20 protein-coding genes are annotated in these 21,269 nt (G+C 72.2%); 9 read left to right on the top strand and 11 right to left on the bottom strand.

The window, feature by feature from the left end:
• Nucleotides 1-28: 28 nt before the first annotated feature.
• Nucleotides 29-868 carry a polysaccharide deacetylase family protein gene (locus tag BU52_RS03755; RefSeq protein WP_200881141.1) on the bottom strand — a complete coding sequence of 280 codons (840 nt, stop codon included), beginning with the start codon at nt 866-868 and terminating at the stop codon, nt 29-31.
• A 150-nt stretch (nt 869-1,018) separates the two neighbouring features.
• Between BU52_RS03755 and BU52_RS03750 the strand changes: the two genes are divergently transcribed.
• A complete protein-coding gene (locus tag BU52_RS03750; protein WP_037927624.1) occupies nt 1,019-1,480 on the top strand; it encodes a universal stress protein in 462 nt (153 codons plus the stop codon).
• Nucleotides 1,481-1,585: 105 nt separating this feature from the next.
• On the top strand, nt 1,586-2,998 hold the full coding sequence (locus BU52_RS03745; protein ID WP_037927622.1) for an amino acid permease: 1,413 nt from the start codon (nt 1,586-1,588) through the stop codon (nt 2,996-2,998).
• A 293-nt stretch (nt 2,999-3,291) separates the two neighbouring features.
• Here the strand turns inward: BU52_RS03745 and BU52_RS03740 are convergent, their stop codons facing one another.
• On the bottom strand, nt 3,292-4,446 hold the full coding sequence (locus BU52_RS03740) for a CapA family protein (RefSeq protein WP_037927618.1): 1,155 nt from the start codon (nt 4,444-4,446) through the stop codon (nt 3,292-3,294).
• A gap of 210 nt (nt 4,447-4,656) precedes the next feature.
• On the opposite strand from BU52_RS03740, the gene BU52_RS03735 reads away from it, so the two are divergent.
• From BU52_RS03735 to BU52_RS03725, 3 genes are all read left to right on the top strand, one after another.
• Nucleotides 4,657-5,202, top strand: a complete 546-nt coding sequence (locus tag BU52_RS03735) for a sigma-70 family RNA polymerase sigma factor (RefSeq protein WP_037928014.1) — start codon at nt 4,657-4,659, stop codon at nt 5,200-5,202.
• 136 nt (nt 5,203-5,338) lie between these two features.
• Nucleotides 5,339-5,860 carry a hypothetical protein gene (locus BU52_RS03730; RefSeq protein ID WP_037927616.1) on the top strand — a complete coding sequence of 174 codons (522 nt, stop codon included), beginning with the start codon at nt 5,339-5,341 and terminating at the stop codon, nt 5,858-5,860.
• A 150-nt stretch (nt 5,861-6,010) separates the two neighbouring features.
• Entirely contained in the window at nt 6,011-6,664 is a 654-nt protein-coding gene (locus BU52_RS03725; protein ID WP_037927614.1) for a zf-HC2 domain-containing protein, read from the top strand.
• A gap of 18 nt (nt 6,665-6,682) precedes the next feature.
• Here the strand turns inward: BU52_RS03725 and BU52_RS03720 are convergent, their stop codons facing one another.
• Entirely contained in the window at nt 6,683-7,546 is an 864-nt protein-coding gene (locus BU52_RS03720) for an Fpg/Nei family DNA glycosylase (RefSeq protein ID WP_037927611.1), read from the bottom strand.
• Nucleotides 7,547-7,577: 31 nt separating this feature from the next.
• The gene (locus BU52_RS03715; protein ID WP_037927606.1) at nt 7,578-9,674 is read right to left on the bottom strand and encodes a SpoIIE family protein phosphatase; all 2,097 of its coding nucleotides are present in this window, start codon (nt 9,672-9,674) and stop codon (nt 7,578-7,580) included.
• A 143-nt stretch (nt 9,675-9,817) separates the two neighbouring features.
• Here BU52_RS03715 and BU52_RS03710 point away from each other — a divergent pair, with 143 nt between their 5' ends.
• Entirely contained in the window at nt 9,818-11,239 is a 1,422-nt protein-coding gene (locus BU52_RS03710; protein ID WP_037927603.1) for a lipase maturation factor family protein, read from the top strand.
• 419 nt (nt 11,240-11,658) lie between these two features.
• Here BU52_RS03710 and BU52_RS03705 read toward each other — a convergent pair whose 3' ends face one another.
• Entirely contained in the window at nt 11,659-12,111 is a 453-nt protein-coding gene (locus BU52_RS03705; protein ID WP_037927600.1) for a DUF3291 domain-containing protein, read from the bottom strand.
• A gap of 88 nt (nt 12,112-12,199) precedes the next feature.
• Between BU52_RS03705 and BU52_RS03700 the strand changes: the two genes are divergently transcribed.
• Both BU52_RS03700 and BU52_RS03695 read left to right on the top strand, forming a co-directional pair.
• Entirely contained in the window at nt 12,200-12,847 is a 648-nt protein-coding gene (locus BU52_RS03700; RefSeq protein ID WP_037927598.1) for a MerR family transcriptional regulator, read from the top strand.
• 137 nt (nt 12,848-12,984) lie between these two features.
• Nucleotides 12,985-13,380, top strand: coding sequence for a VOC family protein (locus tag BU52_RS03695; protein WP_037927592.1), 396 nt, complete (start codon nt 12,985-12,987; stop codon nt 13,378-13,380).
• 15 nt (nt 13,381-13,395) lie between these two features.
• On the opposite strand, the gene BU52_RS03690 is transcribed toward BU52_RS03695, so the two are convergent.
• Nucleotides 13,396-13,878, bottom strand: a complete 483-nt coding sequence (locus tag BU52_RS03690; RefSeq protein WP_037928011.1) for a GNAT family N-acetyltransferase — start codon at nt 13,876-13,878, stop codon at nt 13,396-13,398.
• Nucleotides 13,879-13,924: 46 nt separating this feature from the next.
• Nucleotides 13,925-14,098 (bottom strand): hypothetical protein, encoded by a 174-nt coding sequence (locus BU52_RS34580; protein WP_107061065.1) that lies wholly within the window; start codon nt 14,096-14,098, stop codon nt 13,925-13,927.
• A 421-nt stretch (nt 14,099-14,519) separates the two neighbouring features.
• On the opposite strand from BU52_RS34580, the gene BU52_RS36760 reads away from it, so the two are divergent.
• Nucleotides 14,520-14,651 carry a hypothetical protein gene (locus BU52_RS36760; RefSeq protein WP_268747593.1) on the top strand — a complete coding sequence of 44 codons (132 nt, stop codon included), beginning with the start codon at nt 14,520-14,522 and terminating at the stop codon, nt 14,649-14,651.
• A 120-nt stretch (nt 14,652-14,771) separates the two neighbouring features.
• Here BU52_RS36760 and BU52_RS03685 read toward each other — a convergent pair whose 3' ends face one another.
• Genes BU52_RS03685 through BU52_RS03670 form a run of 4 tightly spaced genes read right to left on the bottom strand, consistent with a single transcriptional unit; the run spans nt 14,772 to nt 21,268 of the window.
• Nucleotides 14,772-15,686, bottom strand: coding sequence for an ATP-grasp domain-containing protein (locus tag BU52_RS03685; RefSeq protein WP_037927589.1), 915 nt, complete (start codon nt 15,684-15,686; stop codon nt 14,772-14,774).
• Nucleotides 15,683-16,495, bottom strand: coding sequence for a hypothetical protein (locus BU52_RS03680; RefSeq protein ID WP_037927587.1), 813 nt, complete (start codon nt 16,493-16,495; stop codon nt 15,683-15,685). The genes BU52_RS03685 and BU52_RS03680 overlap by 4 nt, the downstream gene beginning before the upstream one ends.
• 16 nt (nt 16,496-16,511) lie before the next feature.
• On the bottom strand, nt 16,512-17,492 hold the full coding sequence (locus tag BU52_RS03675; protein WP_037927584.1) for a hypothetical protein: 981 nt from the start codon (nt 17,490-17,492) through the stop codon (nt 16,512-16,514).
• Nucleotides 17,493-17,494: 2 nt separating this feature from the next.
• Nucleotides 17,495-21,268, bottom strand: a complete 3,774-nt coding sequence (locus tag BU52_RS03670; RefSeq protein WP_037927582.1) for a hypothetical protein — start codon at nt 21,266-21,268, stop codon at nt 17,495-17,497.
• Nucleotide 21,269: the final 1 nt, after the last annotated feature.

Here is a 21,269-nt window from a genome sequence, read left to right as displayed (position 1 = left end):
GGTCCCCGTCCCGGCGGGCGGGAAACCCTCAGAGGTGCTGCCGGCGGGGCACGGTGACGTGGTAGCCGGAGTCCAGCAGTCGGGGCAGGTAGCGGCGCAGGGCCCGCACGCTCTGCGAGCGGTCGCCCCCGGCGTCGTGCGAGAGCACCACGACGCCGGGGGCGGCGCCGTCCTCCACCCGGTCGACGATGGTGGCGGTGCCCGGCGCGGTCCAGTCGAGGGTGTCGACCGTCCAGGCCAGAGGCTCCATGCCCAGGTCGGCGCCGAGCCGGAAGGCGGCGCGGTTCCATGCGCCGTAGGGTGCGCGGAACCACTCGGGACGTTCACCGTAGGTCTTCTCGATGACGTCGCAGGTGCGCTCCATCTCGGTGCGGATCCGGCGGCGGCCGAGGCGGGTGAGCAGGGGGTGGCTCCAGGTGTGATTGCCGACGACGTGGCCCTCGTCGGCCATGCGGGCCACCAGGTCCCGGTTGCCGGTCACCATCTCCCCGCACACGAAGAACATCGCGCGCACCTCGTACCGGGCCAGCGTGTCCAGGATGTGCGGGGTGTAGCGGGGGTCGGGTCCGTCGTCGAAGGTCAGCACCATGGTGCGACCGCGCCCCGACACCCGCAGCAGCGGTTCCCTGCGCACCGGCGTCCTGCCTGTGGTGGTGGGCGGGGGGCCGTAGCCGGTCAGGGGGCTGAGACGGTACTCGGAGGGCTTGAGCGGGCGGCGGGCGGCCTGGGCCCCGGCGGCGGGCGGAGCGGGGGGCGCGGCCCGGTCCCCCGTGCCCGGGGAGAGCACCGCGGCCACCCCTGCCGCGCCCAGGCCGGCGGCGCCGGTGAGCAACGCCCGCCGTCTGGTGAGCAACTGATCCTTCTGCATGACTCATCAGTCGCCACCCGGAGGGGTGGCGCACCCCGGCGACACCGGTGCGGCGGCACGATTTCATCCGTCCGGCGCAGAGCCGGGCGACGGAGCCTGACGGAGCCCGACGGAGGCGGCCCGGGCACGGCTTCCGATAACCTCGCTCACGTGACGGGACAGCAGGCCCACCGGTTCGAACGGGGCACGGACGGCCCGAAGGTGATCGTGACCGGCGTGGACGGCTCCGACTCCTCGCTGCGGGCGGCGGCCTACGCCTCCGGCCTGGCCCGTCGTCAGGGCGCCCTGCTGGCCATCGTGTACGTGCAGCCGGTGTTGGGGGCCGGCGCGGCGCTCGGCGCGCCGGTGGCCGACACGACGGAGGAGATCGCCCAGGACCTGGTGGCGCAGATCAGGGAGGCGATGGAGCGGTTGAGGGGGATCTCCGACCTCCGCTGGGAGTTCCACACCTCCCGCGGTGATCCCTACAACGGCCTGGTGAAGGCGGCGGACGACCTCAAGGCGGACGCGGTGGTGGTGGGGGCCTCCGAGCAGGCGGGCCACCGGCTCATCGGGTCGGTCGCGGTGCGGCTGGTGAAGGCGGGGCGCTGGCCGGTCACGGTGGTGCCTTGAGTCCGCGAAGGGGTGCCCGGCACGCGTGGTGGCTTCCGTCGGCGACGCCGCGGGGGCATCATGATCCGCCGTCAGCCGTTCGCCGATCGTGAAGAGGTGAGGCACGTGGCCGGTCTCCGGGCGGGTGAGGGGGTTCTCCGCCGCAAACCCATCGAGCACATCGAGGCGACGGAGGCCGGTGAGGGCACGCGGCTGGAACGCTCCCTCGGCCTGTGGCAGCTCACCGCGATCGGCGTGGGCGGCATCATCGGCGCCGGCATCTTCACGCTCGCGGGGACGGTCGCCAACGGCACGGCGGGACCCGCGGTGCTGATCTCCTTCCTCGTCGCGGGTGTGGCCAGCGCCGCCGCCGCGCTGTCCTACGCCGAGTTCGCGGGCCTGATCCCGAAGGCGGGCTCGGCCTACACGTACGGGTACGCGGTGCTCGGCGAACTCGCCGGCTGGTTCATCGGCTGGGACCTGCTGCTGGAGTACACGGCGATCGTGGCGGTGGTCGCGATCGGCATCTCCGGCTACTTCAGCTTCCTCGTGGACGAGATGGGCGCCGACCTGCCCGCCTGGATGCTGGGGGCGCCCGGCACCGGCGACGGCCGTCGCGTCGACCTGTTCGCTGTGCTGCTGTGCCTGCTCATCGCCTTCCTGCTGAACCTCGGCATCAAGAACGCGGCCCGGTTCGAGACGGTGGTCGTGGCGCTGAAGGTGCTGGTCGTGCTGCTGGTGATCGCGGTCGGGGTGTTCCACATCGACACCGCCCACTACAACCCGTTCTTCCCGTACGGGGTCGGCGGGGCGTTCACCGGCGCGGCGACGGTGTTCTTCGCGGTGTTCGGCTACGACGCGATGTCGACGGCGGCCGAGGAGTCCAAGGACGCCCAGCGGCACATGCCGAAGGCGATCATCTACTCGCTGATCATCTCGATGGTCCTGTACGTGGCGGCCTGCCTGGTGCTCACGGGCATGCAGGACTACCAGGACATCGACCCGGAGAGCGGCTTCTCCACGGCGTTCAAGTCGGTGGGGCTGGGCGGGCTCGCGGACGTGATCGCGGTGGGCGCCATCATCGGCATCCTCACGGTGATGTTCACCTTCATGCTGGGTGTCACCCGGGTGTGGTTCGCCATGTCGCGGGACGGGCTGCTGCCCCGCTGGTTCGCCAGGACCCACCCGACCCGGCACGTGCCGACCCGGGTCACCTGGATCGTCGGGGTGGCGTCGGCCGCCATCGCCGGGTTCCTGCCGATCGGAGAGGCGGCCGAACTCACCAACATCGGCATCCTGCTGGCGTTCGTGGTGGTGTGCACGGCGGTGATCGTGCTGCGTCACCGGCATCCGGAGCTGCCGCGCACCTTCCGCACCCCGTGGATGCCGGTCGTGCCGGCGCTGGGCGTGGTCTTCTCCGTCTGGCTGATCACGTTCCTGCAGTGGCAGACCTGGGCACGGTTCGCGATCTGGTTCCTGGTCGGCCTGGTGGTCTACTTCGGGTACTCCTACCGGCGTTCGGAGCTGGCTCGGCGCTGACGCCGCACCAGGCGGCTCGGAGTGCGGCGAGGAACCCGGTGACGAGGTCGTTGCAGGCGTCGGGACGTTCGTCGACGTCGTCCGCGCTCCGGTGCGGGCCGGCCGACGAGGGGCGCCCGGTGATCACCGCCGCGGTCGACCGCGAGCACCGGATACCCCGGGCGGTGGGCGGGGGCGGAGGGCGGAAGCGGTGGGCGGGGCCTCACGGACACCGGGGCGACGGCCCGTCGGCGTGTCACCGGGTCCACGCCGACGGCCCTCGACCGTGTGGACGTCGGCTGACGGGCTCCGGGCTACTTCCCCATCACCAGGCCGTCCTGCGCCGCGCCCCGGCTCAGCACGACGTCGCGGATGCGGTCGCGCACCGCGTGCACCTCCGCGCCCTGCTCCAGCGCCCGGTTGAGGTTGACCACACGCCCGGCGTCCACGTCGAACAGCTGCGGGACGAACTCCGCCCGGGTCACCTCCCAGCGGCCCCCGGGGCGGGCCGGCGGGGCGAAGGTGAAGCGGCCCACGGTGGACTGGTTCCCGCGCGGGTCCTGGAGCCCCTCGTGGTTGGTCATCGCGCCGGCGATCTGGTCGCCCATGCCGTAGATCACCCAGGTGCCGTTGACCTTCTCGTACGCCTGCGGCACATGGGCGTGGGTGCCGAGGATCAGGTCGATGTCGGGGCGGCCGCCGGTCTGCGAGGCGGTGAGCGAGCGGGCCAGGCCGGTCTGCTGCCCGTCGGGCGCCTCCTGCCATTCGGTGCCCCAGTGCAGGGAGACCACGACGACGTCGGCTCCGGCCCGCCGGGCGGCCCGCGCGTCGGCGACGATCCGCGCCTCGTCGACGAGGTTGACCGCCCAGGGGCTGTCCGGCGGCAGCGGGATGCCGTTGGTGTCGTAGGTGTAGGCGAGGTGGGTGAGGCGTGCCGCCCCCGCCCGCAGCACGGTCGCCGTGCGGGCCTCCCGCTCGCTGCGCGCCGAGCCCGCGTGGCGCACACCGGCCCGGTCGAGGGCGTCCAGGGTGCGGCGGATACCGGCCACGCCGTCGTCGAGGGAGTGGTTGGAGGCGGTGGAGCAGCCGTCGTAGCCGGTGGCGGCGAGGCCGTGGGCCACCTCGGGCGGGGACCTGAAGAGGGGGTAACCGGTGTAGTCGCCGTCGGCGCCGTAGACGGTCTCCATGTGGCAGAGCGCCACGTCCGCGGGGGCGACGACGGAGCGGATGCCGGAGAGCATCGGCCGGAAGTCGTAGCCGGTGCCCCCGGCGTCGTAACGGGCGCGTTCGATGATCGAGCTGTGGGGCAGTACGTCGCCGGAGGCGACGAGGGTGAAACCGCGGCGCTCCGCGGCGGACGGGGCCGGACGCCCCGGTTCCGGTGGCCGGTGCTCGCGGGCCTGGCAGGCGGCGCCCGCGGCGAGGACGAAGGTCAGGACCAGGGCCACCTGCCGGCTGCGTGCGATCATCACTCACCCCGCTGTAGTCGTATTTATGGATAAACAGGTAAGAAGCACCACCCGTTCCCCGGCTGTTCCGACACGCTCTTTAGGCCGTCCGGCGTGCGCGAACGGCCTCCTCGACCGTTCGTCGAACCGTTCGTCGACGCGATCGACCGTCCGCCGCACGCCCATGTGCGCGCCCTGTCCCCGGGCAGCGCCGTGCGCTGCCATACGGCCATGACGGCCGGAATCACACTCACGAACGGGACGACCGCCGAGCACGAGCTCGCCGCACTGCAGCGCGAGCACGGCAGGCCCCTCTTCGCGCTGCTGCTCCGGCTCTGCGACGGGGACCGGCAGCGCGCGGAGGATCTGGTCCAGGAGACACTGGTGCGTGCCTGGCAGCACCCCGAGGCCCTGCGCGCGGAGGACTTCGACTCCGTGCGGCCCTGGCTGCTCACCGTGGCGCGGCGGCTCGCGATCGACGCCCGGCGGGCCCGTCAGGCCCGCCCGGCCGAGGTCGGCGACGCCGTGCTGGAGAACGCGCGGGTGATCTCCGACCACGCCGAACGGGCCGCGGCGATGCTCGACGTCCGCGAGGCTGTGAAGACACTCACTCCCGAGCACCGTGAAGTCCTGGTGCTCGTGTACTTCCAGGGGGCGAGTGTGGCGGAAGCCGCGGCGGCCCTCGGAATTCCGCCCGGTACCGTGAAGTCCCGCGCGTACTACGCGCTGCGCGCCCTGCGCCGGGTGCTTCCCGGATACGCCTCCGACATGCGGTGAAACCGGCCGTCGAGTCAAACCTCCGTAAAGCGCCTTGCCGATGACCCCGGTTGAGTAATCGGCTGTCCTCATCCGTGTTCCGGACCGGGGGCCCGGGTTCGGGCGACGCGCACGCACCGGAGGAAGGCAGGAAGGGATGCTGCACAGAGGTCCAGAGAGCACGGACGGCACCGGTGACGGTGAACTGACCGTCCCCATGGCCTGGTTGTACGCCGAGTACATCGCCGACGAACTGCTGCGCAGCGGCGATCTCATGCCGCCGACGTCCTTCGAGTTCCGGGCCGGCCGGGACGCGCTGGCGCTGACCGTCTTCCTGTCCGACACCGACGGCGAGCTGTCCGGCATCCGGGTGGTCACCCAGCTGGAGACCTGGCTGTCGCTGACCGCGTACGACCAGCCGTGGCAGGAGTGGGTCCAGGGGCGTCTGGCAGACCTGGCCGCCGACGCCGGCGCCTCCGGCCGGCCGGTGCCGGATCCGGATCTGGAGCTGGCCCGCGAGGCCTGGCGCTGGCTGCGGGAGACGGAACTGCTCGCGCCCGATCTGAACGCGGTGCCGGGCGGCGGCGCGGTGGCGGGTGAGGACGAGGGGCCCAAGGTGTGGACGCCGGCCTGGCAGCTCGGGCTGCCGCTCGGCCACCTCGCCATCCACCTCTTCTAGATTCCGGGAAATCCGACCAATCCGCGGGCCGGAGGGCTCCGAATCCTTTGGTTACGATTCGGCACGCCGCTTGAGTGATTCGGCCGGCTGGTGCGTACCGGTGGGAGCAAGGAGTAACCCCACCCGCACCCAACGGTACGAGGATTCGGCATGAGGTCCCTGGAGAGGCATCGCGACGTCGGCGCCTACGCGCTCGGCGTGCTGGACGAGGCGGAGGCGTTCCGCTTCGAGGACCACCTCATGGAGTGCCCGAGCTGCGCTGTCCAGGTGACCGAATTCGGCCCCGCCGCACGTCAGTTGATGTTGTACCGGAGCGCCACTCCGCGACCGGTGAGCCCGTTGGCCACGCCCGGCCCGAGGATGCTGGACCGCCTGCTGTCACAGGTCGCGGTCCGCAACCGCGCGGGACGCCGCCGGTTGCTGCTGGCGCTGGCCGCCTCGGTGGTGCTCGCGGTGTCCGCGCCCGCGATCGCGGTGATGGCGGAGGACGGCGGCCCGGACCCCGTGAGCATCGCGGCGACCGACGAGCGGTCCGGGGTGTGGGCGGAGGTGACCGCCGAGGACAAGGCCTGGGGCAGCCGGCTGGAGTTGCGGGTCAAGGACGGCGCGGGCCCGCGCGCCTGCCGCCTGGTGGTGGTCGGCCGGGACGGCTCCGAGGAGACGGTGACCAGTTGGAGCGTGCCCCGGCACGACGCCCGCCCCCACATGATGCCGGGCGGCTCCGCCATGCACCCCGAGGAGATCGCCCGCTACGAGGTGCGGACGGCGGACGGCGAGCGCCTGGTGACCCTGGAGCCCCGCTGACCGGTCCGCACCGGTGGCTCATTTCAGCAGACGGGAGAGCCTGCGGTCGGCCAGCGGCCTGCCGCCGGTCTGGCACGTCGGGCAGTACTGCAGCGAGGAGTCGCTGAAGGAGACCTCGCGGACGGTGTCCCCGCACACCGGGCAGGCCTCGCCGGTCCGGCCGTGGACCCGCAGCCCGCTCCTCTTCTCGGCCTTCAGCCGTCCGGCCGCGACCCCTCGGGAGCGTTCCACCGCCTCGGTGAGGGTGGTGCGCAGGGCCTCGTACAGCCGGGTGGTCTCCTCCGGAGTGAGGGAGCCGGCCGGTTTGTAGGGGGACATGCGGGCCGCGTGCAGGATCTCGTCGCTGTAGGCGTTCCCGACGCCCGCGATCAGGCTCTGGTCGCGCAGCGCGCCCTTCAGGCGGCGGCGTTCCCCGGACAGCAGGTCCGCCAGGCGCCGCTCGTCGAAGTCGTCGGCCAGCGGGTCCGGCCCCAGCCGCGCGATGCCCGGGACCTCCCCCGGGTCCGCCACGACGTACACCGCGAGCCGCTTCTGGGTCCCCGCCTCCGTCAGGTCGAAGCCCGCGCCGGTCTCCAGCGCGACACGCAGCGCGAGGGGGCCCTTGCCGGGGCGGGGAGGGCCGCTGGGCAGGCTGTCCTTCCAGTGCAACCAGCCCGCGCGGGCCAGATGGGCGACGACGTACGGTCCGCCGTCCGTCTCCAGGGCGAGGAACTTGCCGTACCGGCGCACGGCGGTGACCTCGCGGCCCTCGACGGCCGTGAGCGGCGGGTCGTAGGTCTTCAGGACGCTGATCGCCACGGGCAGCACCCGGACGATCTCGTGGCCGGTCAGGTGCTCGGTGAGGAAGTCCTTGAGCGCCTCGACCTCGGGGAGTTCCGGCATACGTCAAGGGTGCCACCGGGGACCGGCGCGGTCAGGCCGGGCCGGGCCCCTCGGGCACGACGAACTCGCTCCACACGCACTTGCCGCCACCCCGTGCCTCCACGCCCCACACGTCGGTGAGCATGTCGACCAGGAGCAGGCCCCGCCCGGAGACCCCCGACTCGCCGGCCTCACGGCGGCGCGGCAGGGCGCTGGAGGAGTCCTCGACCTCCACGCGCACCCGCCGGTCCTTGCCAGTGAGGACCCTGAGGGTGACGACCGCGGTGCCCTCGGTGTGCATCAGGACGTTGGTGATCATCTCGTCGGCGACCAGTTCGATCTCGTCGGCCCGGTCCCCCGCGCCCCACGCGCTCGCCGCCTTACGGATCATGCGCCGGGTCTCGGAGAGCGCGCCGGGGTCGCCGGGCGGCACGTGCTGCTTGAGCCGGCCGCCGGAGCGCGGGCTGTCCAGGGCGCGGCGGCGCAGCAGGAGCAGCGCCACGTCGTCGTCGCCGCCGCGCTCCTCGGCGACGACGATGAGCCGGTCGGCGAGGTCGCGCACGTCCTCGGGGCCCACGGCGATCAAGGCGGACAGGGCCCGCATGCCGTCGTCGAGGTCGGCGCCCGGCTGTTCGACGAGGCCGTCGGTGCACAGCAGCAGGGTGTCGCCCGGGTCCAGCTCTATCGTGCCGACCGGGTAGTCGAGTCCGCCGAACTCCGCGGACAGACCGAGCGGCAGTCCGCCGGGCACGGGAACGCGGTGGCAGGAGCCGTCGGTGCGGCGCACCAGCGGGTCGATGTGGCCGGCCCGGACCACCTGCACCACGCCGGTGGACAGGTCGGCCTCGGCGTAGAGGCAGGTCGCCGAGCGGTCGGTGTCCAGCTCGTCGAGGAAGACGGAGGCACGGGCCATCACGGTGGCCGGCGGGTGCCCCTCGGCGGCGTAGGCGCGCAGCACGATGCGCAGCTGGCCCATGACGGCGGCGGCGTGCGTGTCGTGGCCCTGGACGTCGCCGATGACGGCACCGACCCGGCCCCCGGGCAGCGGGATCAGGTCGTACCAGTCGCCGCCGATGTCCCGGCCGAAGGTGCCACCGAGGGAGGCGGCGCGGTAGCGCACGGCGAGATCGGCGCCGGGCACGCTGGGGATGGTGCGCGGCAGCATGGCCTGCTGCAGGCTCTGCGCGAGGTCCATCTCCTGCTCGTAGAACATCGCGCGTTGCAGGCTCTGCGCGATGCTGCTGCCCAGGGCGACCAGGATGTTGCGCTCCTCGGCGGAGAAGCCGTGCCGGTCGCTGTAGAGCAGGCCCATCGCGCCGATCGGGCGGGCCTGGACGATGAGCGGCAGATAGGCGGCCGAGGTGATGTTCAGACCGGTGATGCCCTGCCAGAGCTTCGGGTAGCGCTCGGCGAACTCCTCCGGCGACTCGATGAAGCACGGGCCGAGGGTCCGCACCACCTCGCTCATCGGGTAGGGCTCGTCTATCCGGGTGATGCGGGTGCCCTCGACGAAACTGCCGTCGGGGCCCTCGGCGATGAGCCGGATGCGGCCCGCCTCGACCAGTCCCATGACGAGGCTGGTCGCGCCCAGATGAGTGAGCCCGTGGGTGTCCTTGAGGGCGTCGATGACCTCGCGCACGGTGCGGGCGTGGGCGAGGGCGGCGGTGGTGAGCTGGACGATGTTGGTCTGCCGACGCCGCGCGTCCTCCTGTTCCGCCTGCGCGCGTCGCGCCTCGGTGTCGCTCAGTTCCTGGGTGGCGTCCCGGACGATGCCGATGATGCGGCGCGGCCGGCCCGTCTCGTCCCGCCGGATGTAGCCCTGGGTGTGGGTCCAGCGCAGCCCGCCGTCGCGGCGGCGGACGCGGAAGTAGGCGCCGTAGTTCTCGCTGCCGTTCTTCAGCGCCTGCGAGACCGCCGAGTCCAGCCGCCGGGCCTCCCCGGGCGGCACCCGTGCCGACAGGGTCTCGGGCCGGTCGTCGTACTCGTCCGGGCGCACGTCGAAGATCTCGTGCGCCCGGGCGTCCATCTGCATGGCCCCGGAGTCCAGGTCCCAGTCGAAGCTGCCCATGCGGTTGAGCACCAGGATCGGATCCGGGTGGTCCGGCCAGTCGTCCGGGAGTGACAGGGGGCTCGCTCCCCGATCAGACATGGGCCCACCTTGCCAGGATTCACGCGATTCTTCGACCGCTGGACGCGTTCTGCCCGCATCTCTCACATGGGTTGCTCGTGCCACCTGATGGTATACGGAGAGTCATACGGATTCGGGCGTGACGGCGGAGGGAGCGCGCGGCCGTGGAGTGGTTCACCGCATCCGACTACTGGCTCGGCCGGCTGGTCTTCCAGCGGGCGCTGGCCGGGCTGTACCTGGTCGCGTTCCTGAACGCCGCGCTGCAGTTCCGTGCGCTGATCGGGGAGCGCGGCATGCTGCCGGTGCCGCGTTTCGTGGAGCGGGTGCCGTTCCGGAGGTCGCCGAGCCTGTTCCAGCTGCACTACTCGGACCGGTTCTTCGCGGGGTGCGTCTGGGCGGGGTGCGCGGTGTCGGCGGCTCTGCTCGCGGGGCTCGACTCGCTGCTTCCGCTGTGGGGCGGGATGCTGCTGTGGGTGGTGCCGTGGGCGCTGTACCTGTCGGTCGTCAACGTCGGGCAGACCTGGTACTCGTTCGGCTGGGAGTCGCTGCTGCTCGAGGTCGGCTTCCTCGCCGTGTTCCTCGGCAACGACGAGGTGGCGCCGCCGGTCGTGGTGCTGTTCCTGCTGCGGTGGGTGCTGTTCCGGGTGGAGTTCGGCGCGGGACTGATCAAGATGCGCGGCGACGCCTGCTGGCGGAAGCTGACCTGTCTGGACCACCACCACGAGACGCAGCCGATGCCGGGGCCGCTGAGCTGGTTCTTCCACCACCTGCCGAAGCCGCTGCACCGGGTCGAGGTGGCGGCGAACCATGTCACCCAGCTGGTGGTGCCGTTCCTGCTGTTCGCCCCGCAGCCGGTGGCCTCGGCCGCCGCCGCCCTGATGATCGTGACCCAGCTGTGGCTGGTGCTGTCGGGCAACTTCGCCTGGCTGAACTGGATCACGATCGTGCTGGCCCTGCCGGTGATCGCCTTCCCCGCCGATCCGCCCGCGGTGCCCGGCGCGCCGCTGTGGTACGTGGTGGTCGTGTCGGCGGTGTCCGCCGTGCTGCTCGGCCTCAGCCACCGGCCCGTCCGCAACATGGTCTCCCGCCGCCAGGTGATGAACCGCTCCTTCGACCCGCTGCACCTGGTCAACACCTACGGCGCGTTCGGCAGCGTCAGCCGCATCCGCTACGAGGTGGTCGTGGAGGGCACGGCGGACGAGGTGCCCCGGGAGGACTCCGACTGGCGGGAGTACGAGTTCAAGGGCAAGCCCGGCGACCCACGGCGCTGGCCGCGCCAGTTCGCGCCGTACCATCTGCGGCTCGACTGGCTGATGTGGTTCGCCGCGCTGTCGCCCGCGTACGCCGGCCCGTGGTTCGGGGCGCTGGTGGAGCGCCTCCTGGAGAACGACCGGGACACTCTGGGACTGCTGCGCCGCTCCCCGTTCCCCGCGGACGCGCCGCCCCGCCACATCCGCGCCCGTCTCTTCCGCTACCGGTACACGACATGGCGGGAGCTGCGGGAGACCGGCGCGTGCTGGGAGCGGACCTACGTGCGGGAGTTCCTGCCGCCGACCCGGCTGACGGGGGCGGCTCCCGGGCCGTAGCCACGGCTGGTCCCGGACAGCTGCCCGTGTTCGGCGCGGCCTCCGGTGAGGCGGGGCAGGGTCCGCCGTCGGGGTGCACCCCGGCCAGTCAGATCCGAGGATCAGCCGTCCGGCCCCGAAGGCGTCCGGCGCGGCTCCGGCGTCCGGCCTCGGGGCGTCGACGGTCCAGCACGCCGGGTCGGCCTCGGTGACCGGTCCCGGGAGCTTGTGCAGGGTGTCGGGCAGGACGGCCAGGCGCGGAGGCCCCACGCCGAGGGTTCGAGGGCGCCGGAGGCGGCGGGCGGCGTGCCCTGGTGGTCCAGGACGAAGGTGAGCCCGCCCTGCACCCCGGCCGCGGTCGCGCGGGCGGGCGGGCAGTTGACGCGGCGACACGACGAGGTCGTACACGAGGCCCGCGTCGGCCACGGTGGGCGCGCGGGTCAGCGCGCCGCGCCGCGGCCGTCCGGTGCGCCGCCGCGGCCGTCCGGGTCACCGGCCCGTGTCCGCGCCTGGGCCTCGATGCGGCGCTTGGCGTCCTCCCAGTCGACCGGCAGCCGTTCGACCGGCACCTCCCAGAAGGTGAACGTCGAGTCGCGCATCGTCTCCCGCAGGCCGGTCATGACGCTCTTGTGCGGTTCGGTGCGGGCGTAGGCGTACAGCGCCTCCCGGCTCTCCCACGCGGACAGGGTGTGGAAGACCCTGCCGAAGGGCTTGGCCTCCAGGGAGGCGCCCAGCGCTCCGGGTGCCCTGCGCACCTGGGCCCAGGCGGAGAGCGACTTCAGGAAGAACCGGGGGACGTCCTTCAGTGACCGCACCTCGAAACGGGAGGCCATGACGAAGGCACGGGTGCCGGGGCGTGCCGGATTCGGCGTGACCCAGGGAAGAACAGGCACGATAGTCTCGCCTCCACAGTTGGTGAGTGACGCTATCCAGATTAGACAGTGCCGCTACCCAATTGCCAGAGGGAGAGCGGAGAAGCATGTGAGAATCTCGGAACTCAGCCGTCGCAGCGGGGTGCCGAACGCGACGATCAAGTACTACCTGCGGGAGGGACTGCTGCCGCCCGGCCGGGCCACCGCGGCGACTCAGGCCGAGTACGACGAGACCCATCTCAGGAGGCTGCGGCTGATCCGCGCGCTGGTCGGCGTGCGCGGTCTGTCCGTGGCGTCGGCCAAGCAGGTCCTGGAGGCCATGACCGAGCACCGGACCGACCCGCACGAGGTGCTGGGGATCGCTTTCGGTATCCGGCCGTCCGGCTCCGGCGACCCGGGCGCGGCCGAGGACGACGGCACCGACGGGACGAACCCCGAGGCCGCCGCCCTGGTCGAGGCGATGGGCTGGTCGGTCTCCGAGCACAACCCCGCACGGCAGATCATCGACCGGACACTTCGGACCCTGCGCTCCCTGGACGTCGCCTACGACTGGCAGGCACTCCTCCCCTACGCCGAACTGGCGGAGCGGACGGCCCGCTACGACCTGGACCGGATCGAGTCGATCACGGACCCGCTGGAGAAGGCCGAGCGGGCGGTGCTCCTGACCTTCCTGCTGGAACCGGCGCTGATGGCCCTGCGCCGGCTGGCGCAGGAGAACGAGTCGACGGCACGGCACGGCGGGCGCGCGCACCCCTAGGACCGGTTCTCCGCGGATCTTGCCGTGAGCGGACCGGGGGGCCCAGGGTCGGCCGGGTGACTGCCGGGTCGGCCGTAGGCCATACACGTAAGGCGTTCCCGGCCTCGATGTGAGGCCGGTGCGGGGCGCGTCCAGCCATGTCCGAAGCACAGCACATCGAGCTGAACCACACCGCCGTCTACGCCAGCGACCGCCACACCTCCGCCGGGTTCCTCGCCGGCATACTCGGACTGGAGGTCGGGGCGCCGTTCGGCCCCTTCCTCCCGGTGGACCTGGGCAACGGTGTGACCCTTGACTACTACGAGAAGCGGGACGAGCCGATCCAGGCCCAGCACTACGCGTTCCTGGTGCGGGAGGAGCGGTTCGACACCATGATCGCGCGCCTGGAGGCCGCCGGGGTCACCTACTACGCGGACCCCGGCCACAGGCAGCCCGGCCGGGTCAACGACCTCTTCGGCGGACGCGGCGCCTACTTCGACGACCCGGACGGCCACAGCATGGAGATCATGACCCGGCCGTACGCCCTGCCCTGAGACCGGACGGATCCGTCACAGTGCCCGGTACATGATGTGCAGCCCGACCGGACCGTGCCGCGGGTGGTCGAACGCATGGGGCACCGTCCCGAGGATCGTGAAGCCGAGTGACGTCCACAGCCGGACCGCCGGGTTGGTCTCGACGACCGCGTTGAACACCATGCCCCGGTAGCCGGCGTCCCGCGCCTCGGACAGGACGTGCTCGGCGAGCAGGCGTCCGACGCCCCGGCCGGCCCGGTCGGGGTCGACCATGAAACCGGCGTTGGCGATCCGGGCGGCGGGGCCGCCGTAGTTGGGGGTGACGTAGGCCGAGGCGACTACGGCGCCCGTGTCGTCCTCGGCGACGTACACCTGTTTCGCCGGACTCATCCACAGAGCCCGGGCCGCCTCCTCGGAGGTGCCAGGGTCCCAGGCGTAGGTCTCGCCGGCGGCGACGATGCGGTGCCAGAACGGCCAGACGCGCGGCCAGTCGTCGGCGGTCGCTTTCCTGATCAGCACGGTCGCGGGACCCGCACACACACGGGCCGGCCGGACGCGGCCGGCGTCAGTCGACGCCGGGCAGGATGTGCGGCTCGGCCAGGTCGTCCTCGTAGCCCGCCAGACGGATCGGGGCCGAACGGGCCCACACGTCGAGGAAGCCGATTTCCCCGGGCCGGCGTCCGGGACGCTCCGTGCGTTCCTCGGGGCGCTGTTCGCATGTCGTCTTCTCCGGTGTCACCGCGCACTCCTTATGTGTCGGTCACCCTCGGGACGTACTGCGTCGGCCCTGCGCCTGGCGCCTGACGTCCGCTCGGGTCTGAGTCGAAAGCCGTTCGGACGCGGTGGCGCCGGTGATTCGGGGGAGAGCAGGCCGTGGTGAACCGGCTGGTCCCAGACGGACCGTGGGTGCGGGTAGGACCCTGACTGCTGTCCGTCCGCATCAGAGTAACCAAATGAGCGACCCCCCGCTCGATGGGGCTCCAAACTGTCGGTAACAATCACGCGACAGGCTGCACTCCATACACCTCCATATGACGCTATTTCGCCACTCAGGCGGCATCTTCCCTCACTCATTCGGACTACTCGGGCATCGACGCATGCGAGGAGGTCGCATGGCCGCGGCGCAGTTCAGGTCCCGTTGACCCGCCCGCAAGCTCGCCATGGTCAGCTGCCGCACCGCAACGGCTGTCTCCCGGGACGACCCGCGCATGGAACTGCGCACCGTCGAGGAGCTGATGGACCTGCTGGAGCTGTTGGCGGAGCGCCACGCACGCTGCGTTCCGTCCGCGTAGTAGGTGAGCGCGGGATCGGACATGGTTCGCGGGGCGGGTCACGTCCGATGTCAGGGGGCGCGGGACCGTGGTTCCCGGTCGGCACATGGCGTTGCCGACCACCCCCGCCGTTCGTCATCGTCATCGTCCGAGCAGGGCCCGGGCAATCGCGTCGGAGATCGGCTGGGCCGTGTGGTCCTCGTAGAAGCTGTACGCGGGGCTGGGGTTGACCTCTAAGCAGTAGAACTCGCCGTCGTCCGTGAGGACGAGGTCGATGCCGGCGAGGGCGAGGCCGAGCCCGGTGGCGAGGTCGGCGCAGCGGAGCGCCAGTTCGCGGGGCGGGGTCCACGGCGTGAGGTCGGCGCGGCCGCCGAACCGGCCGGCGTAGCGGTAGTCCACCTGGTCGGTAGCAATGCGGGTGGCGACGACCTCGCCCGCGACGACGTGCACGCGGATGTTCACGCCGGTGACGTAGCGCTGGAACTGGACTGGGCACGAGCGGATCCGCGGGAGCCGGGCGGTGGCCTCGTCGTCGAGCAGCCGCACGATCGAGCGCACCGAGCTGATCGACTTGTAGACGACCCGCCCGTGCCGGTCTCGGAAGGCGAGGGCGCGGTCCGGGTCGTCGGTGACGAGGGTCTCGGGGACGCGGAACCCGGCACGGCGGATCAACTGGGCCTGGTAGGGCTTGGAGCGGTTGGTCGCCGTCGCGGAGGCGCGGTTCATCACGCGTCCCGGGGCGATCTCGATCCAGGTGGCGAGGGCCTGGTGCCAGGCCTGGCAGTGCCGCAGCGTCTCCCCGTCCGCGCCGCGCGTCCCGGGAAGCAGCCGCCAGTCCATGAGCCGGGTGTAGATGCCGGTGACGTCGGAACAGCTGACGGTCCGGCCGTTGCAGCGCAGGTGCCCGCTCACGTCCGTGCCGTCCACACGGATGTCGATCGGGCTGTCCGCGAAGCGTCGCTGGTGCAGCACGGCGTACGGCAGGCCTCGGCGTCGCAGGGCGTCGGTGACGAGGGCGATCGGCCGCTCGCTGGCAATGCCGCAGACGACGATCACCGTGACCTCGCGGGTAGCCGGGCCAGGTACGCGTAGAGGCCGTCGAGCACCGGGGCGCCCGCGATCCGCAGGTCGGGCAGGAGCGTGGCCCCCGCGAATCGCGCGCCGTGCCGGGCGTGCGCGTCGGGCTCCAGATGGATGCCCAGGAGGTCAGCTCCCGCGCTGCGGGCGAGGCGGATGCAGGCCGGGGAGAGGTCGCCGAGCGCGTCGCCGCCGTGGACGCGGTAGACCTCGTCGCCGAGGACGACCAGGGTACGGGTGGACGGCGGCCGGTCCGTGGGCGGATCGTCCGGGGTGTCGGTGAGTCTCAGCGGCGACACCGCCAGACCCGCGGCGGCGGCGAGCAGCGTCCACTCGGCGGGAGAGCGCAGGGTGCCGGAAAGGCCGAGGGGGCTGGGGCGGTTGACCGTCACGGGGGCGAGGCACTGGAGCCAGCTGAGGACGAGCGCGTCCCATTCCGCCATGGCGTAGACGGTATCGGCATAGGAGGCGAAGCGGAGATGGTGAAGGGGGGCGAAGGTGAGCCGGTTGACCACGCCGTGGACGTCGTCGCTCGCGAGGCCGCGCCCGTCGGGCAGGGTGAGCTCGAAGTCGGCCCGATCGCCCTCGACGGCAGCGCCGCTGGACGGGTCCGGTGCGGTTCGGTCCCGCCCCTGGCCTCGTTCCTCCTCGATCCGGTGCGCGGACCGTTCGGTGCGGGTCAGCGTCCCGGCGTCGACGACCTCCAGCGGGTCGAGCCCCCGTTCGCGCAGTCCCGCCGCGGCCCAGTGGGCCGCCCGGTCCTCCGCGTCGCACAGCACCAGCCACATGACGACCGCCGCCGCGCTACGGCGCCGGGTCCTCGTGGACGAGGGCGCTCGTCGACAGGTCGGGACGCAGTTCCCGGGGGATGAAGTGCACGTGCGGGGAGGCGGCACCGGCCCAGGCGACGACGGGTGAGAGGGGTGTGGGGAAGAGGTCCCCGACCATCATCAGCTCGTGCGGCGTGTCCTTCTGCTCTTTGTCCTTCACATCCTTGCCCTCCTTCTCCTTGCCCTCCTTCTCCTTCTCCTTCTCCTTGCCGAACTTCTCGGAGACGCTGAGGTGGAGCGTCCGCTGCTCTTCGTCGCGCGTGTTGGCCTCCAGGGTGAAGTCGGTGGAGTGTCCGGCGTCGAAGGGGATGCCCCCGACGGGAGGAACGTGGATGGTGAGGTGGCCGCAGCCGTTGACCGGGACGGTCGGTGTCACCTCGTCGAGGACGAAGCCGTCGCCCAGGTCGGTGCCTGCCGGGGTGTCGATGGTCAGGTCCCCCGTACCGACGTTGGCCACGTTCACCACGATGTCGTCGGAGGCTCCCGGGAGGGCTACTCGGCTGTGGGACCGCTCCATCAGAATCCGGGGTTGACGGGTGTCCTCGTCGAGGTCCGAGACGACCCAGACGAAGAGGAGTTCCACCGGCGCCTTGTTCGTGATCCGCATCTCCCAGGGCATGTCGGATGGTTTGGTGATATCCACTCTGATCAGGATCACGCCCCGGGGCTCAGGGAGCCAGGATGCCGTGGCGACCGGCGTCAGGGAGGTGTCATTGATCGTGACGGTGTCCGGTTCGCGTGGCACCGGAACGAAATCGCCCTCTCCCGCGCGCAGTTCGATGACCACGGCCGATTCCCCGGGAGGCGCGCACTTCGTCCCCGCCTTGATGAGGCGAAGGAACACGCTCGTCAGCTGGGCACCCACCACGAAGGCCACCGGGGTGCTGGGTGGCGATCCCACGGCGAGTCGCAGCGGCTCCTCCTCGGGATACATCTGGAAGACGGGGTCGGCCATGGTCACCACACTCCAAGGGGGACGATGTCGGCGTAGACCAGCCGCCCCGGACCTTCCACGGCGGAGCCCGTCTCGTTCGTGGCGGGCGGATGCGTCTCGTACTCCTGGACGACGATGCGCTGGGGGCGGTCCCCGGTGGCGGGGAGGTCGAGGTCGCGGCCCTGACCGAGGGAGCCGGTGGTCCGGAAGACGGTGCTCCAGCCCGCGCCGCTGTCCGCGGCTGGGTCGGACTTGACCTGGAGTTCGGTGCGCACGAGGTTCGACCGGGGGCCGGAAGGGCCGAGTCCGTCGACGAGCACGGTGGCCCGTCCCGTCGTGCGGGTGACGAGGAGGCGGCGATGGGGCGGGAGCTGGACGGGCTCCGTCGGCACCGAGGGGGACAGGGTGGGCACGCCGTCGACGGTGTGGTCCTGGTAGCGGGCCAGGGCCAGCCGGACGAAGGGGAAATAGGAGGCGGTGACGAGCGGGGAGAGGTCGATGTCGGCGTACCAGCGGTCGGCCGTCTCGTCGAAGCGGACGGGGTACGCGATCACGTCGAGCGCGCGTTCCAGTTCCGGCAGCTCCGCCCGGTCGCCGCGCGGGGCGACGACGTCGCTCTGGCTGAGGACGGGGGGCGGGGCGCCGGTGGTCCAGATCGGGTCGCGGCCCGCGACGCTGACGTACCGCAGCACGTCGGCGGGGGCGGAGGGGCTGGGCCAGGTGAGGACGGCGAGGCGTTCGCCGTCCCCAGACACGTACCAGGGCCGTTCGAGCAGGACGCGCAGGCCGCCTCCGTACCGCCACCGGGTGAGTGACTTCTGGCCGTCGTGCGAACGGGTCCAGCGAAACGTCGGCACGGTGTGGAGGACCTTGGGCGCGGGCGGTCGGGCGGAGCTCGGCACGTCCGTGACCTCCAGGACGCCCTCGCTCAGGCAGGCCTGGGGGTCGCCGGCGGTGGCGCGGGGGAAGCAGTCCTGGAAGCGGGAAACGGCGGTGGCGCGGTACGTGACGTGCCGGCGGCGGGTGTCGCCGAACTCCTGGCGGATCGTGGGGAACGCCTCGTGCTGAGGGGCGCGCTGGACGTCGTACGAGCCGAGGATGGCGGTCCGCCGGCGCTCGGCGGGCTTCTGGGGCGGGATGTCCTCGTGGTCGGTCCACTCGGCGCGCAGGTCGAGGCGGCCGGTGCTGGCGATGTGGAGGCGCAGGTCGTCGGTGCGCAGGACGGCGCTGGTCTCTCCGGTGGTCCGGCGGGCGGCGAGCAGGCCGGAGGGGATCGCCAGGGGCCGCTGCACGGCGTGGACGAGCCTGACGGTGCGCGGCGGTGTGACGAGGCGGTTGCGGCCCTCGGTGATGGGCTTGAACGCGGTGGGGTCGGTGGCGTCGATGCCCAGCCAGGTGACGATGCCGAACAGCTGGACGCTGCGGGTGCCGGGGCAGGAGGGGATGTCGAACGTGACCTCTTCGGCGGGGCCGAGCGCGACGGTGAACGTGCGCTGGTCCGGGGAGCGGGTCAGGGTGCAGCCGCCGGGGCCGCCGACGAGGCGGAGCGAGATCGGCGCGTACGCCGGCCAGGTGCCCTGCCACAGGCCGGTCCTTTTGTCACCCACGACTGTTCCGTACTTTCCGGAGTCGGGGTCGATGGGCCTGCGGCGCGGGTTCAGGGCGAGGTGCGTGGTGGCCGGGTCCGGGAGCCACGGCAGGGTGACGCCGGTCTCGGGGAGGAAGACGTACGGGGCGGGGACGGTGGAGCCGGTCTCCGTTCCCACGACGACCGCGCCGGCGATGTCGGAGACGTCCCGGTCGGCTCGTTTGGCGACCTCGAAGAGTTCCTTCACCTTCGCGGTGGGTACGTCGGGGCCGAGGGCGGCGTCGAAGGTGCGTTCGTGCTGGAGGGCCAGTTCGAGGGAGCACGGGGGGGCGAGGAGGTGGCGGAGGTCGAAGGCACGGTGGCCGTGGGCGGCCGCGTACGCCTCCACCGTCGTGTCGCGGTCGCTGCGGATGACCATCAGGTCCAGGGTCTCGCCGTCGGCCAGTTCGCGGGTGGGGACGAGTTCCGGGGGCGGCAGAGGCTCGAAGCGGTGGTACCGGAAGACGTTCGTCCGTTCCTCTTCGAGCCCGGTCTCGTCGGGGCGCAGTCCGCCCCCGGCGAGGTCGGCGATCCGTACGCGGAGGCGGTAGTCGCGGCCGAAGCGCAGGCGGGGCAGCGATCCCGGGTCGGTTTCGACGACCGCGTCGAAGGGGGGCGGGTCCGCCGCCGCCGACATCGTGTCCCCCGTGTCGACGATCCGCTCGGGTCGCTCCACGACCGGGCTCCAGCCGTCGAAGCGCATGACGATCTGGTGGAGGTACAGGGCGTCCTGGTCGCCTGCTCCGGTCGTCGCCGCTTCCGGGCGCAGAAATCCTTCCTCGAGGAGGCTGGCGGGGCCGCCGCCGGTGGCGTCCTGTCCGATCGTCACGTCGCCGATCTTGTAACGGACGCGCCTGCGGCACAGGGGGTACCACTGCTTCCTCGCCACGTCGAAGACGTCCACGCGGTAGCCGCCGAGCAGCGCGTCCGCCGTCACCGGCTGGGAGGTGAGGCCTGCGGCCGTGGCTCGCTGGGCGGCCCGCTCGAGCTGCCTGCGGTGCTCCTGTACGCGGTCCCGCTCGACGAGGGCGAAGCCCATCGACCGCAGGGCGGGCAGCGCGCCGACGCCGGCCCCGTTCTGCGAGGCCGCGCGGGCGCGGTCGGATTCGGCGACGCCGACCAGGCGCAGGGCGGCGCCGTCGACGTCGAAGGGCATCACCTCGTACCGGGCTCCGGCGTCCCCGCCGGAGGACGCCACGCCGGTTCCGGCCAGGGGCAGCATGCCGCGCTTGAGTTCGGTCGCCGCCCCTCCCGGCAGTGACGCGGCGACGAAGCGCTTCCCCTCCAGGAGGTAGGCGGTCTTCGGGGACAGGTCGTCCTGGGTGGCGTGGGACCACCCGGACGGTGCGGAGCCGTCGGGGTTCGGCCAGTGCGGGACGACGCGCAGCTCCTTCGCTCCGCCGGCCGCGGTCAGCGAGGCCGGTTCCACGGCCAGGTCGATCAGCAGTCCGAGCGCGCGGAGGAGCAGCGGGTGGTCGGCGAGGCGGGCGACGGTCTCGTGGAACTCGTGCACGGGTACGGCGGTGGGCGGCGGAAGCGCCGTGAACGCATCGTGGTCGCGCCGGTAGAAGGCGTACGCCTCAGTGAGCGCCGACCGGGGTGCGGACGGGTCCTGCTCCGCCGTGCCGTCCAGGGGTGCGAGCCGCGACTGCCACATCGCGCTCACCCGGCTCAGCGCCGCCCGCAGCTCGGGGTCGGTCTCGGGGGCCTCGCCGTCGTGGTCGAGGTGGACGCGGGCCGTGGCCGTGTACGCCTGGCGGACCTCGGCGGCGGCCTCTGCGGCCGGGAACTCTCGGACGTCCCGTTCGGCGTAGGAGGTCGTCCGGTACGGGACCACCGGCGAGGCACCGGTGAACAGGGCCTTCCAGGCGGAGAGTTGGCGGGCGGTGGTGAAGCGGACCTCTTTCTGCTCGATGGTGAGGTGAGGGACCTGGTGGGCGGTGACGGGCTGCGTCCCCCGGTAGACGTCGAACCGGAGGGCGGCGAGCCGTTCGGGCCAGGTCTGCATGCCGAAGTCCGACAGCTTCCGCTCTTCCGGGGGGCCGATCAGCCGGGGGGTGAGGAGGACGGACAGCAAGGCCATCGGGGTGGAGTGTCCCGGGACGAGGGCGACCCGCCCGGCCGGGACCGTGGTCCAGACGAACTGTCGCCGCAGGCCGGTGGTTGCCATG

Origin of the sequence: Streptomyces toyocaensis (assembly GCF_000725125.1) — a bacterium.
Taxonomy (GTDB): domain Bacteria; phylum Actinomycetota; class Actinomycetes; order Streptomycetales; family Streptomycetaceae; genus Streptomyces; species Streptomyces toyocaensis.
This window is presented reverse-complemented; position numbering and strand designations above follow the sequence as displayed.